The organism is Klebsiella sp. NPDC088457 (genome assembly GCF_044900465.1).
Classification (GTDB): Bacteria; Pseudomonadota; Gammaproteobacteria; order Enterobacterales; family Enterobacteriaceae; genus Klebsiella.
Genome location: NZ_JBJDNH010000015.1, coordinates 1 through 11770 on the forward strand (window position 1 = coordinate 1; position 11770 = coordinate 11770).

Consider the following 11770-nt stretch of genomic DNA (forward strand, 5'->3'; position numbering starts at 1 on the left):
AAAGCGGCTGCAAGGCGGCTTGCTGCAAAGTTGATACCCTCTGCGCGACCATCAGCCTTAATCCCGGCATAGATGCTATCGGTGGCGGGGGTTTCCGGTTTGTATTCCATTGCATCAATAGGCTCAACGTCGTGGCATTTGAACACAAAGCACTCGGCTTCAATGTATGAATTCAGCCCCACGTTCTCCGCAGCCAGCTGCTTCACCCAGTCCTGCAGGTCTACGCCAGCCGGGCAGCCTGAAAGCTCACGACATTTCTCGAACGTTAGCGCCTGAGCCATACTTTCCTCTTCCTTGAACGCATACGACTTCGCCAGATCCAGATACTTCCGCTCTTTGATTGACAGCTCGCCTGCGCTCTCCAGGGAGGCGATGAGCTCGTTTACTGCCTGTAGTGTGATTTTCATACAGCCTCCCCGAGCACCCAGCGCAATGCATCAGCGTATTCACCACTGGCACCTTCGAGGGCTTTTATTATTTCTTTGCGTGATTTGATGCGTGGCTTTGTTTCACCGAGAACCTGGCGCTGCCGGCGGGCTTTTTCATGGCCGGTAGTGCCTGCGGTCGCCGCTTCGATTTCTGCTACCTTCTCCCGCTGCTCTTCGGGTTTAAGCGATGCCAGCTGACGAGCCTGGGTAACAGTGACGGAACCGGCCTCAACGGCATCTTTAACGGCCTGGGTGGCATCAAGTAGGGACAGTGTTGCGCGTACAGTCTGCACGCTACAGCCGAACATCAGCGCCAGGTCTTGCTCATCGTGTCCTCGTTCCAGCGCATCGGCCATTTTCTTCGCGCGGCCCAGCGGTGTATCGGACTGGCGGATTTCGTTTGCGCTAACCATCGCCTGAGCCATGCGAGCAGCCGATCCGCGCTTAGCGACTGCTGGAACCAGCAGCGGAGTTTTTCCCTCTTTCACCAGGCGCTTGTTGGCTTCCAGGGTATGGCGTACACGCTGACGGCCATCAACCACGCAGGACAGGCCACTTTCCGGGTCTTTCCAGACGATGATCGGCTCAAGCACTCCCTGATCCATGATATTCAGCACCATTGCTTCGTTAATCGACAGGTGGATACGTTCATCGTAGAGCGGGTGGGCCTTATCAGTGACCAGGTGTAGGTTTTCAGGTTCGAACGTTAAAACGTTCGTTTTGCCACTGGCGCCGTATACAAGCTTTGAGTCTTTAGCCATGGTTTTTCACCCCATTAAGGCCTGCTAACACTGCAGCCTGCGCAGTGTTTTGGTCCATTGCTTCGGTAAGGGCGATGAACGTTACATCCAGCCGTGAAGCGATATTGCGGATTAACTCTGCTTTTTCCGGTGGTAGATCGGGTGCCGCAGCGTAAGCTGCAGCGACAAGTTCTTTAACTTTCATATGTGCCATTAGCGCCGCTCCATCAGCTGGTGGAAGCGGTTCATGAACATCCCGTAGGCCTGGCCTGGGCGAACCGGATTAATAACGAATTGATCCGTCGGAATAATGCCTTCGAGCATGGGCCAGACAGTGCCGTCGTCGATCTCAAAGTCACGACGTTCGCTGGCCAGCATCACCAGGTCGGCATATTTAACGGTCGGATGCTGTTCAGCCGGCAGGCCAAATTTCTGACGAATAGCTGCATCAACTCGATGCTCCATGGCGCGGTAGTCAGGGAGCAGGCGTTTAAGTGGCGCCGGGATATCCTGCAAATAAGCCTCGGCGGCATCATGCAGCAGCGCCTCAAGCGCAAATTCCTGGGGTACCAGTAGGCTCGTTAATACGCTGTGTTGTCCAACGCTATAGAAATCTGGCAGGTGGCCGGCAAATCGGCAGATATGCGAGAGGGCGGTTGCAATATCCTCGATCTCAATCGCGTCTTGCCGGATATTGAGATAGTTAAAATGTTTGCCTGAAAGGGTTTGAATAAAGCTCATTTTTTTCTCCATACTTTACGCCTGCACAGCGCTGATTTTTGGGTGTAAAAATCCCTCGCCATTGGCGATAAATAAAGGGATTACGCTTCAATAAATCCCCGGACCTGCGGGGATTTAAGGCTGAGCAATCAGGCTTTGAAATTGCCGATAAAAGTTTCTACCGGCTTGCTATCGAACTGAGCGACCAACAAATCACGGAATTCGTTAGCCATTTCTTCTTCCTGAGCTTCAAGTTGTACGATCCGCAGTACAAAAACTGGGTCGCCACTTTTTAGCAGGCTGTTACGAAGACTAAAGCGGCGCTCGCCCAGGCCTTCGTAAGGAATGCACTTAAATTCGAACGCCACCGGCATAACATCTTTGCTGCTCGCTTCAATACTTTGCATCAAAGATTTTTTACCAGCGAAATCACCATCTTCGTGATCGGCCTGATTCGTTTGCTGGATCGTCACCCGTCGAACAGCTTGCGCAGCTTTGGATATTTCCATGGTTTCACCGTCAGCATCGAAGGCCAGCAGGAAATCGCTCCAGTCTTCGAGCCATTCGGCGATTTGTTTCTGGCTCAGGCGGTCACCATTTATCGCGAGCAACGCCCGTAAAGGTGCTGTTTTCTTGAGTCGAATAGATGCTACGTTGTCTGCATGGCCGGGTTGATCCAGAGAGCCGATGTTAAACACAGCACGAGCAGACATGCTCTCAGCGTCGATAAAACAGCGGGCTGGAGTATCAGCAACGGCATAGCCAACTGAGTAACGCACGAAATCAGCAATGCTGGTTGTTTCCAGGGAACCACGGAAACGGAAGCGGTTGAGATTGAAGCGCTCAATGCTTTCAATGCCGTAGCCGGAGGGCAACATAACGGTAGGGCAGTGGGTAGTTTTCAGATCCAGAGTATGGACTGCAGCAAGAGTCAGCTCCTGAATTCTGTCGATGGCCTCGCCATTCAATTGTGACATAGGTTTTCCTTAAAATTTACGGTTAAAAAGAGCAGATCAATCGCGGCTTACTTGGCCGCCCGTAGCTTTCCATCCGGATCGCCCGCCAGGTTAAACAGGTTGCCCTGGTCTTCCTGCAGGATCGTGAGTTTGCCACCGCGGTTACCTGCCTTTACTTCGACCTTGAAATAGAGAAAAGCATGACTCGACTGGAATCTATATTGTCCTGGTTCGCCGGCGGATACCCAGTCGAAAGAAAAGAGGAAAAATCCAAAGATGAGTAGACCCGTTGAGCCATTTCATGTTCCACCCAGACCAAGACCACCTCAACCTGGAAAATAAAAAGAAGGACTCGGTATGAGCAATAAAATTGAACATGTTCACGAGGGCCCAAGGCCAGACAGCCAAATTCCGCCTAAACCAAGGCCAGTACCAAGACCTCGTTAAGTTGTTGGGATATCCAGATTGTTAAAGAGCGAAGCGTCCTATGGGGCGCTTTTTTCGTGCCTGCGAATCATCCCGGCCTTCGTATGCCCCGGGCGGCTACTTCGTGGGCGTCCTGCCTGTTCGCTGTTGATGGATTAATAATACAGATAAAACTGTTAATTCGTCAACAGCAAAAACTGTATTAAGTTATGATGTTAACTATAAAAACTGTAATTCATTGTTTTTTTTATGAAACTAAAGACGTAAAAAAACCGGCGTATGCCGGTTCATGTGAGGAAGGATTTATCTTTTTCGCCTGTAAATTCTATGTTCGACCATTACGCCGATAATTTTTAACGGGCGTTCAGAGCTATTAATGGTGGGATAGTCGTCATTAAGGGGGACCAGTTCATATTGCTGGCGGCCTGTAATATCGGTAAATGTAGGACGGTACTTTTTAAAAGTAGCCTCATTATCACCATTTTTAGCAACAACAAACTCTCCCGGAACAGGCTCTAACTCAGGATCAACAATGATAATGTCGCCTTCTTTAAAGTCAGGCTCCATTGAATCACCTTCTATCCTTAGTGCAAAAGTAAACTCAGAAATATCAAGGTCTGTCATGATGTATTCGAAGCTACCATCAAATGCATCAATAGGGTGTTTTTCTGCTAATGCCCCAGCCTGGACGTAACTGATCAAAGGTACTTTCCTTGAATTCACATCGGCAAGAGCCATGAAAGGCCCACCGTTCATCAACCATGTTGGGTCGCACTGAAGAGCTTTGCTTATTCCTACAATGTTGCGTGGCTTTTTAGTTTTTCCATCCTCAATGCTGGCCCATGATTGCTGCCTTATTCCTGCCTTTTCAGCTGCTTGCTCTTGAGTAAGACCAAGTTCGATTCTTTTTTGCTTTACGCGTTCTGCAAGGCTCATAGCTCCTCCATTCCCATGGCCTCATGGTCACAGTTTAAACTGTGATTGACAAACAGTAGTATCTGTTTAAAAATACAGATAAAACTGTGGAGGTATTATGGAATCAATTTCTCAAAGGTTAAAGAATAAACGTGAAGAGATGAATCTCTCACAAGCGCAATTGGCTGAATTGGTCGGAATGACCCAGCAGTCATTACAAGCGATCGAGGCGGGTTTAACAAAGAGGCCCCGTTACATCATCGAATTGTCTTCAGCCCTGCATTGCGATCCTCATTGGTTGCTCTATGGCGAGGGTGCTAATCAGAACGATAACTCTTCAGGGGTGTAACAGAAACCACAGAGATAAGGGGTAAGCCGTGGGGGTTAAGTCAGGTGAGGAAACGATGAAGAAGCAACCTTACATCAATGCAGGTGATTTATCACCGGAAGAGTTAAGAATCTGGCTGAACCGTGTAGCAGATTCAGCCGGTGTAAAAACCGATGGCTTGTATGAGATCGTAAATTGTCTGCGCAGGCTGGCAGATGAACTGAAAAAGCCGCTGGAAACCATCCAGGTAAAAATTACTTACCTTTCAAGCCCGGAAATAATTCGCTCGGCAGATCATTCCAACGAAACTCAGGAAGACCTTCGCCTGCTTCGTGAGATTGAGCAATCAGTTCACGATTTCCGTCAATCCATTGATTCATTGACTCTTCAGATTTCAGAAACTCATCGTTGGCCGCTACCGGTTGACTGGCTAAACACGAACCCAGGAGTTTCAGAGCAAGAGAAGCGGGAATATTTTCAAGGGATAAAAACACAACCCCAGAGTGGGCATGAAGCAAATGAATGATCGCTTCCCGGCTGTTCAGATTGAGTTCTGGATTTTCAAGTTTGTACTGGCGGATGGCCGCATAAAGTCTGGTGAGTTGGATCGAACGGGCTGCAATCAGGTTCTGTAGCCAATACCCGACTTCCTCCCGGTAGGTATTTGCGTAACTCGCCATGAGGGAATTTTTAATTGAAACGTACACCGATTGCAAAGTCATGTTGAACCTCCTTCGGTTCTTAGTCGTGGAAAACCAAGAATATCCGAAGGAAGGTTCAGCACCAACAGAGGCATTGAACAATGAATGAACAACACTGGAAAGTCGAAAAGCAGCCAGCATGGCTGGTGGCTGCAATTCGTAAAACCATAGCTGCGTTACCTGGTGGCTATATCGAAGCTGCAGAGATTCTGGATACCACACAGGACGCGCTCTTTAACCGGCTGCGTGTTGGTGGAGATCAGATATTCCCTATGGGCTGGGCAATGGTCCTGCAAAAGGCAGCAGGCGTTAGCTACATTGCCGATGTTTTTTCGCGTGAAACCGACAACGGGATTCATGTATCTGGCGTGGCTCATGAAGACGAGAACGAAGAGATTGGTTTGAAGCTGGCAGAGCTGGTTGGTCAGCTTGGCAAACTGGTTAGCGCCTATCGGGAATATATCGATGACGGGATTGTTACTCATTGCGAGTGGCAAAGCCTGAATGATATCGCCTACCAGTTCCGGGTCACGCTGATGACGTTCCTCAACCTGATTTCTCGTGTTTATTGTCTGCCAGAAACGAGTGACCCCCGCGAGTGTGCAGCTCCGGGGGCCGTGGCGAATAACTCTACGTGTATGGAGAAATGATCCGCATGAGCAATTTAATCGTAAATCCTCACTTACCGCAACTACGGATGTACCCGATCCCGGGTGTTTCGTCGTTTCGGTATGAACGCATGGTATGCGGAAAGTGGGTCGAATGTAACCACAGTAGGGCGCGCGGAGTTGTGGGGGTCTTTAACCGGAGGGCTAAGGCGTTATGCGAGAAGTTAACCGGCAGTTCAAAGATCACTACGGAAAAACCGTCAGAGTCATCCGTTGGGAGCCTAAGACACGCCGCGTTATCTATCTGCGAGAAGGCTATCCCCACGAGTGCTTTAGCCCGCTCGATCAGTTTCAACGAAAGTTCAAAGAAATAGGGGAAAATAATGAATAATCATGAGATTAACGAATCAAACATTGCCTTTGATTTTCCCTTTGAATCCCCTTTGCACAGGTTGATTATGGTTTATATCCATATCAGTGGCAGCCTTGACGGAGGGCGTGAAAAGCTTATTTTTGACAAAAAATTTGTTGAGGTGTGCTGCTGCTCATCATCAGATTTTATCAATTCAATCAACTATTTGGTTGAGAATGGATTCATTAGGAAAAATAACTACGGTCTGCAGTTTGGCAGCTCTTCAAGTGGATATGTCATAACCGTTCCTCGCGAATTAAGGAATGGATCATGAGTACGTTGATTCAATTACTTGATCGCCCAATTGCTTATAACCCTGCCTTTGCAAAACTGAAAGTCGGGAAAGTTAAGGCTGGCCCGGTCGCCGCTGTATTTTTGTCTCAGATGGTTTATTGGCATAACCGCATGGATGGCGGTTGGATGTACAAAACACAGGCAGACATTTTCAGTGAAACAGCACTATCGCGGGATGAGCAAGAAACCGCCCGTAAGCGTCTTGTAGCGTTGGGTGTCCTGGAAGAGGACCGCCGCGGGGTGCCGGCGACCATGCACTACCGCATTAACGCGGAACGGCTAGAAGCTCTGCTGGTAGAGACTACAAAACCAGGCAAAAAGGCCAGCCAGGATAAAACCAGAGTGCGGAATCTCCAGAATGTGGAAACGCCGCAATCTGGATCGGTGCATCCCCGCAAACTAGATTGCGGTAAAGCCGCAAACAAGAATGCGGAAACACCGCAAACAAGTATGGGCGACTCCCACGAACAAGCTGGTGGGGATCCCGCAAACTTTCCTACAGGAGATTACACAGAGACTACACAGGAGAATACACAGGGTAATTCAAAACCCTCTTGTCGGGTTCCTGCGGATCCCGACGATAAGCCGGATCCTGAAGTGGTTATTACCGATCATGCGATCGAAGTTCTGGCCCATTTAAACCAGGTCAGTGGTTCCCGTTTCCAGAAATCAAAATCCTCCCTGGAAAACATCCGTGCCCGACTACGCGATGGACATGCCGTCAGCGACCTGAAGCTGGTTATCGATCTGAAGCATGAGCACTGGCATGAAAACGACGAGCAATACCAGTACATGCGTCCTGAGACGCTCTTTGGCCCGAAAAAATTCGAAGGCTATCTGCAAAGCGCTATCCGTTGGGATGCTAAAGGCCGGCCGCCGAGAGAGGCATGGGACAAAAACAGGCCACGAGATATCAATTCAGTTGGCCCGGTACAAAATACAATTCCAGCGGGGTTCCGGGGATGATTATTGCGAAATCGGCATTCGAGTTTATCGAGAAAAACCCTGGGGTGATGATGCGGGACATAATTGCAGCCTTCCCTCAGTGCAACCCCATGTCAGTGAAGAACGCGGTACACCGCCTGTATTACGAGGGCCGTCTGGCGAGTACCGAAACGTCGAGTGTATTTCGTTATCGTGTCGCCTGTAACCCTGACGGAAATGACCAAAACCAGGCAGAGGATACCTCCGAAGCAATGCGCAATCTGGAACTGGTGGCGAGGAGCCTGGAAAGCCGGCGCTACTTCCGACGGGCGGCGACGGTCTGGCAGCAGCTGTGCGATTCAAACTGCAGTGTTAAATCCAGAGAGCGTTATATGCGGATGAAAAATCAGTGTGTACGCAATGCCAAAAGTGGGGCGAATACCAGCGGAATAACCCACCTTGCCGGAAATTACTGTGGGGGTGACCTGTGCATCGATTAAACCGCGCTTTTTGTCGGCATTACCGCCTTCATTACTGGAAACGGTGGTGGAAAGAGGATTGTGCCTTTCGGTTCCAGTATTCAGCGTTCAATAGCGATTTTATTCATTTTGAAAAGCGCTATCGATTTCTTCGGTTGCTGGTTAGCGCCGACCAGCAGAGGGGTAAATTGTGATGGAAGAACAGGAGATGACGACAGTTGAAGGGCTGCCGGTAATTAAAACAAAAAGCACCTATTGTCTGGTGCTTGAAGAGTTGCGTCAGAGCAGTGCGCATTATTTGAAAGACGTTGGTGATCAGTGGCGCACGCCTGATCTGCTGTTTTGGGGCGTTAACGCAATGTTTGGACCGCTGGTACTGGACCTGTTTGCTGACGATAGCAACGCAAAATGCCCGGCATGGTTCACCCCCGAAGACAACGCGCTGATGCAAGATTGGTCCGCTCGTCTGGAAGAACTTGGCGGTGCTGGCTTTGGCAACCCACCGTATAGCCGCTCCCAGTACCACGAAAAGCAGGCGATAACCGGCATGACGCACATCATGAATTACGCTTCAGCGCAGCGTGAGAAGGGCGGGCGCTATGTATTTCTCATCAAAGCAGCACCGAGCGAAACATGGTGGCCGGAAGACGCCGATCATGTTTGTTTTATTCGTGGGCGCATTGGCTTCGACCTGCCGAAGTGGTTTATCCCTGCCGATGATAAGCAAAAGCCCACCAGCGCTTTTTTTGCGGGTGCCATTGTCGTGTTTGATAAGGCCTGGCGCGGGGAGCGGTTCGGCTATATCCACCGTGCGGATCTGGAAAAGAAAGGACAAGCGTTCATGACGCTGGCGCATTTTGCTGTTGGCAATACTCCAGCACAGGCAGTGTCGCAGCTGGCGGCAGTGGAACCAGTCGCAACGCCTGCGCAATTACCAGAGACGGAATCGCGTATCTGGCCACTGGAGGTAGGGCTTGTGTTTCGACAGGTAGAAGGATCCGAAGGACTGGAGCCATCCCAGCAAAACAAGCTGATGGCGCAAATTAACCAGCTGTGGCTGGAGCGTATGCCCACCAGCGAGATCATCACTGTTGCTGGTGGACTGGTAGAAAGCATGCAAGGGGTGAGCCATGCGTGAGTTGATTGTTGATAATTTTGCTGGCGGCGGTGGGGCATCTACCGGGATAGAAATGGCGATCGGCCGCAGCGTTGATATTGCCATTAACCACGACGAAAACGCCGTGGCCATGCACCGGACGAATCACCCGGACACGCTTCATTATTGTGAAAACGTTTTTGACGTTGACCCTGCCGCTGCGACAGGTGGAAAGGCTGTCGGGTTTGCATGGTTCAGCCCGGATTGTACCCACTATTCAAAGGCGCGCGGCAGTAAACCGGTAAAACGTGAGATTCGTGGGCTGGCTTGGGTATCTGTTCGCTGGGCATTGGATGTTCGCCCTCGTGTAATGGCTCTCGAAAATGTTGAAGAATTTAAAACGTGGGGCCCGCTGCTTTCATGTGAGATGCGTCCTGATCCTGAGCGTTCTGGTGAAACCTTCCTGGCATTTGTTGGAATGCTTTCCACTGGTATACCTGCGGATCACCCGGCTCTGTACGAATGTTGCGAATTTCTCGGTATCTCCCCGGATGGCAAACAAGCCAAACGACTGATTGCAGGCCTCGGGTATAAGGTAGAATATCGCGAACTGCGTGCCAGTGATTATGGTGCTCCGACGATCCGCAAGCGATTCTTCATGTTGATGCGTTGTGACGATAAACCCATTGCCTGGCCGGGAGTCACTCACGGTGACCCTAAATCTGCAGCAGTTAAATCCGGAAATTTGGCACCATGGCGGACAGCTGCTGAGTGTATAGACTGGTCTATTCCTGCACCATCGATATTTGATCGTAAAAAGCCGCTGGCCATTAACACGTTGAAACGGATAGCGCGCGGCATCCAGCGGTTTGTCGTCGAAAGTGATAATCCGTTCATCGTCAAATGCAACCACACCACAACACACGGTAAATATGATTGCTTCCGCGGACAGTCGCTGGCCGATCCCCTGCAAACCATCACCAAAACCCACGGTTATGCGCTGGCGTTATCCGCGGTGTGAACCCGCGTACCGGTAATAGCGACAACACCATGAAGGCAGGCGATAAACGCAACGCATTTTACTGGCACTTTGTTGAGTTGGGAACATCCACTGCGCCAGCGCATCCCTTTGTTCGTCCTGCATTCGATACCCGCATGGAGGAGGCCGCTCAGGTTGCAATGAACCGAATGAATACCGCTATTGATGAGGTACTGAGTAAATGACGGAAGACGATATATATCCTCTGCTGGCGACGCTGGTCGGCGGGCGGGTTTATCCCTATGTCGTGCCCCTGGGTAATGATGACTTGCCAGCCGTACCTGCCCCTTATGTCATCTTCTCGATACCCACCGATGTATCCGGGGACGTGCTCTGCGGCCAGGCAGAATCGACACTTCATATTCAGATTGACGTCTGGGCCGAAACAAACGACGAAGCGCGGGCCATAAGAGCGGAGGCACTATCCCGCCTGGAAGATCTCTCTCCGACCGAAGTAACCCGGATTCCGGGCTATGACACGACAACCCATCTTTATCGGGCAACCCTGGAAATAACGGTTACTGCCTGACTGAATCAAATCAAACCCGACCGCCGACTGGCGGTTTTTTCATTTATGGAGTATGGAGGCTGAAATGTCAGCACTATTTGAACGCGCACAAAAAACGGTAGTCATGATTTCTTCAGTGCCGATCACAGCGGATGAACTGAACACGGCGACCTGGCTCAATCTGAGCTGCACCCTTAAGCAGGCCAGCTTCACCGCCGGCCAGAAAAACGATATCGACGTGACAGCGCTGTGTTCTGATGAAACGGACAACATCAACGGACTACCGGCCCCATCAGAAATGTCGTTATCGGGTAATTTCTACCGCAACCCGGCACAGGATACCCTGCGTGCTGCTTATGATAACGACGGGGTCTATGGCTTCAAGGTTATATTTCCGTCTGGAAACGGTTTTCTGATGCGTGCTGAAGTGCGCCAGCATACCTGGGATGCCCAGACAAACGGCGTCGTGGCCGCTACGTTCTCGCTTCGTCTGAAAGGTAAGCCGAGTAACATTGATGCCTCCGGGGTCCTGGCGTTCAGCAGCGATCTACCGGTCACAGAAACAGTGACTGCAGGTAGTCCGCTTACGCTAAGTGTCGTTGCTGCAGGTGGTACTGCTCCTTATAGCTACGTCTGGAAAAAAGGTAGCGCAACTGTCAGCGGGCAAACGAGCGCCACCTTCAATAAAGCTAGCGCTGTAGCGGGCGATGCTGGGGTTTATTCCTGTATTGTGACTGACTCCGCCACGCCGCCGAACGTTATCACCTCATCTGACTGCACTGTCGCTGTGAATTAATGGAGCGCCGGGAAACCGGCGATTAACTCAATGGCAAAACCGAATCTTAAAGCGCTGGCGCTGGCCCCAATGGCGGGTTTTCGCAAAAAATCAGTTACCGTTCCAGAGTGGGATAATGCCGAAGTTACCCTCACAGTACCGTATAACGACGATCTGCACCCGGAAGACTGGGTTATGGATGACCCTGATATTGATCCACCGCGGTTGCTGTTCTGTGACAGCGAGAAGGGCGCCCGTCATGGGATAGTTCAGGATATAGCGCCAGTTGGTGATGGGAACTGCCAGATCACTGCCCCGGAATATAAAGAAATTTTCTATCAGTACGACGACGCTACCTACCCCGGCAACGTCGCTTAAAACCCCTTTAAATCCCCGATTAACCTTTTTCGCTTAAACCCTC

The 11770-nt window shown here is 50.5% G+C and carries 17 protein-coding genes and 3 pseudogenes; 13 read left to right on the forward strand and 7 right to left on the reverse strand.

Annotated features, from left to right (window positions below):
- From ACI2JR_RS11470 to ACI2JR_RS11500, 7 genes and pseudogenes are all read right to left on the reverse strand, one after another.
- A partial coding sequence (locus ACI2JR_RS11470; protein WP_462478593.1) for a hypothetical protein occupies positions 1 to 407 on the reverse strand: 407 nt, incomplete at its 3' end.
- A complete protein-coding gene (locus ACI2JR_RS11475) occupies positions 404 to 1189 on the reverse strand; it encodes a ParB/RepB/Spo0J family partition protein (protein ID WP_462478594.1) in 786 nt (261 codons plus the stop codon). The genes ACI2JR_RS11470 and ACI2JR_RS11475, both read right to left, overlap by 4 nt.
- Complete coding sequence (locus tag ACI2JR_RS11480; RefSeq protein WP_130948584.1) at positions 1182 to 1382, reverse strand: hypothetical protein; 201 nt, start codon at positions 1380 to 1382, stop codon at positions 1182 to 1184. The genes ACI2JR_RS11475 and ACI2JR_RS11480 overlap by 8 nt, the downstream gene beginning before the upstream one ends.
- Positions 1382 to 1909, reverse strand: a complete 528-nt coding sequence (locus ACI2JR_RS11485) for an HD family hydrolase (protein ID WP_462478642.1) — start codon at positions 1907 to 1909, stop codon at positions 1382 to 1384. The genes ACI2JR_RS11480 and ACI2JR_RS11485 overlap by 1 nt, the downstream gene beginning before the upstream one ends.
- A gap of 128 nt (positions 1910 to 2037) precedes the next feature.
- Positions 2038 to 2865 carry a YfdQ family protein gene (locus ACI2JR_RS11490; protein WP_410135182.1) on the reverse strand — a complete coding sequence of 276 codons (828 nt, stop codon included), beginning with the start codon at positions 2863 to 2865 and terminating at the stop codon, positions 2038 to 2040.
- A gap of 47 nt (positions 2866 to 2912) precedes the next feature.
- Positions 2913 to 3008: pseudogene (locus ACI2JR_RS11495) on the reverse strand (hypothetical protein); the annotation flags it as partial.
- Between the two features lie 565 nt (positions 3009 to 3573).
- Complete coding sequence (locus ACI2JR_RS11500) at positions 3574 to 4206, reverse strand: LexA family protein (RefSeq protein WP_462478595.1); 633 nt, start codon at positions 4204 to 4206, stop codon at positions 3574 to 3576.
- A gap of 97 nt (positions 4207 to 4303) precedes the next feature.
- Between ACI2JR_RS11500 and ACI2JR_RS11505 the strand changes: the two genes are divergently transcribed.
- From ACI2JR_RS11505 to ACI2JR_RS11565, 13 genes and pseudogenes are all read left to right on the forward strand, one after another.
- Positions 4304 to 4534 carry a helix-turn-helix domain-containing protein gene (locus tag ACI2JR_RS11505; protein ID WP_462478596.1) on the forward strand — a complete coding sequence of 77 codons (231 nt, stop codon included), beginning with the start codon at positions 4304 to 4306 and terminating at the stop codon, positions 4532 to 4534.
- A gap of 55 nt (positions 4535 to 4589) precedes the next feature.
- Complete coding sequence (locus tag ACI2JR_RS11510; RefSeq protein WP_462478597.1) at positions 4590 to 5039, forward strand: hypothetical protein; 450 nt, start codon at positions 4590 to 4592, stop codon at positions 5037 to 5039.
- A 276-nt stretch (positions 5040 to 5315) separates the two neighbouring features.
- Positions 5316 to 5864, forward strand: coding sequence for a YmfL family putative regulatory protein (locus ACI2JR_RS11515; RefSeq protein WP_462478598.1), 549 nt, complete (start codon positions 5316 to 5318; stop codon positions 5862 to 5864).
- A gap of 172 nt (positions 5865 to 6036) precedes the next feature.
- The gene (locus ACI2JR_RS11520; protein WP_462478599.1) at positions 6037 to 6213 is read left to right on the forward strand and encodes a DUF4222 domain-containing protein; all 177 of its coding nucleotides are present in this window, start codon (positions 6037 to 6039) and stop codon (positions 6211 to 6213) included.
- Positions 6206 to 6508 carry a hypothetical protein gene (locus ACI2JR_RS11525; RefSeq protein ID WP_462478600.1) on the forward strand — a complete coding sequence of 101 codons (303 nt, stop codon included), beginning with the start codon at positions 6206 to 6208 and terminating at the stop codon, positions 6506 to 6508. The genes ACI2JR_RS11520 and ACI2JR_RS11525 overlap by 8 nt, the downstream gene beginning before the upstream one ends.
- Complete coding sequence (locus tag ACI2JR_RS11530) at positions 6505 to 7494, forward strand: conserved phage C-terminal domain-containing protein (RefSeq protein ID WP_462478601.1); 990 nt, start codon at positions 6505 to 6507, stop codon at positions 7492 to 7494. Before ACI2JR_RS11525 ends, ACI2JR_RS11530 begins: the two co-directional genes overlap by 4 nt.
- Positions 7491 to 7952 carry a hypothetical protein gene (locus ACI2JR_RS11535; RefSeq protein WP_462478602.1) on the forward strand — a complete coding sequence of 154 codons (462 nt, stop codon included), beginning with the start codon at positions 7491 to 7493 and terminating at the stop codon, positions 7950 to 7952. Before ACI2JR_RS11530 ends, ACI2JR_RS11535 begins: the two co-directional genes overlap by 4 nt.
- A 172-nt stretch (positions 7953 to 8124) precedes the next feature.
- Positions 8125 to 9069 (forward strand): phage N-6-adenine-methyltransferase, encoded by a 945-nt coding sequence (locus ACI2JR_RS11540; protein ID WP_462478643.1) that lies wholly within the window; start codon positions 8125 to 8127, stop codon positions 9067 to 9069.
- A pseudogene (locus ACI2JR_RS11545) lies at positions 9062 to 10036 on the forward strand (DNA cytosine methyltransferase); the annotation flags it as partial. The gene ACI2JR_RS11540 and the pseudogene ACI2JR_RS11545, both read left to right, overlap by 8 nt.
- A pseudogene (locus ACI2JR_RS11550) lies at positions 10036 to 10251 on the forward strand (HK97-gp10 family putative phage morphogenesis protein); the annotation flags it as partial. The pseudogenes ACI2JR_RS11545 and ACI2JR_RS11550, both read left to right, overlap by 1 nt.
- Entirely contained in the window at positions 10248 to 10595 is a 348-nt protein-coding gene (locus ACI2JR_RS11555) for a DUF3168 domain-containing protein (RefSeq protein WP_462478603.1), read from the forward strand. The pseudogene ACI2JR_RS11550 and the gene ACI2JR_RS11555, both read left to right, overlap by 4 nt.
- A gap of 64 nt (positions 10596 to 10659) precedes the next feature.
- Positions 10660 to 11370, forward strand: coding sequence for an immunoglobulin domain-containing protein (locus ACI2JR_RS11560; protein WP_462478604.1), 711 nt, complete (start codon positions 10660 to 10662; stop codon positions 11368 to 11370).
- A gap of 30 nt (positions 11371 to 11400) precedes the next feature.
- Positions 11401 to 11727 (forward strand): phage tail assembly chaperone, encoded by a 327-nt coding sequence (locus ACI2JR_RS11565; RefSeq protein WP_462478605.1) that lies wholly within the window; start codon positions 11401 to 11403, stop codon positions 11725 to 11727.
- The last annotated feature ends 43 nt before the right edge of the window (positions 11728 to 11770 follow it).

Bases quoted from the DNA above. Each gene is read 5' to 3' on its own strand.
- ACI2JR_RS11510 (WP_462478597.1), top strand. From the start codon at position 4,590: ATGAAGAAGCAACCTTACATCAATGCAGGTGATTTATCACCGGAAGAG.
- ACI2JR_RS11525 (WP_462478600.1), top strand. From the start codon at position 6,206: ATGAATAATCATGAGATTAACGAATCAAACATTGCCTTTGATTTTCCC.
- ACI2JR_RS11560 (WP_462478604.1), top strand. From the start codon at position 10,660: ATGTCAGCACTATTTGAACGCGCACAAAAAACGGTAGTCATGATTTCT.
- ACI2JR_RS11480 (WP_130948584.1), bottom strand. From the start codon at position 1,382: ATGGCACATATGAAAGTTAAAGAACTTGTCGCTGCAGCTTACGCTGCG.
- ACI2JR_RS11555 (WP_462478603.1), top strand. From the start codon at position 10,248: ATGACGGAAGACGATATATATCCTCTGCTGGCGACGCTGGTCGGCGGG.
- ACI2JR_RS11505 (WP_462478596.1), top strand. From the start codon at position 4,304: ATGGAATCAATTTCTCAAAGGTTAAAGAATAAACGTGAAGAGATGAAT.
- ACI2JR_RS11535 (WP_462478602.1), top strand. From the start codon at position 7,491: ATGATTATTGCGAAATCGGCATTCGAGTTTATCGAGAAAAACCCTGGG.
- ACI2JR_RS11540 (WP_462478643.1), top strand. From the start codon at position 8,125: ATGGAAGAACAGGAGATGACGACAGTTGAAGGGCTGCCGGTAATTAAA.
- ACI2JR_RS11565 (WP_462478605.1), top strand. From the start codon at position 11,401: ATGGCAAAACCGAATCTTAAAGCGCTGGCGCTGGCCCCAATGGCGGGT.
- ACI2JR_RS11485 (WP_462478642.1), bottom strand. From the start codon at position 1,909: ATGAGCTTTATTCAAACCCTTTCAGGCAAACATTTTAACTATCTCAAT.
- ACI2JR_RS11490 (WP_410135182.1), bottom strand. From the start codon at position 2,865: ATGTCACAATTGAATGGCGAGGCCATCGACAGAATTCAGGAGCTGACT.
- ACI2JR_RS11515 (WP_462478598.1), top strand. From the start codon at position 5,316: ATGAATGAACAACACTGGAAAGTCGAAAAGCAGCCAGCATGGCTGGTG.
- ACI2JR_RS11530 (WP_462478601.1), top strand. From the start codon at position 6,505: ATGAGTACGTTGATTCAATTACTTGATCGCCCAATTGCTTATAACCCT.
- ACI2JR_RS11475 (WP_462478594.1), bottom strand. From the start codon at position 1,189: ATGGCTAAAGACTCAAAGCTTGTATACGGCGCCAGTGGCAAAACGAAC.
- ACI2JR_RS11520 (WP_462478599.1), top strand. From the start codon at position 6,037: ATGCGAGAAGTTAACCGGCAGTTCAAAGATCACTACGGAAAAACCGTC.
- ACI2JR_RS11500 (WP_462478595.1), bottom strand. From the start codon at position 4,206: ATGAGCCTTGCAGAACGCGTAAAGCAAAAAAGAATCGAACTTGGTCTT.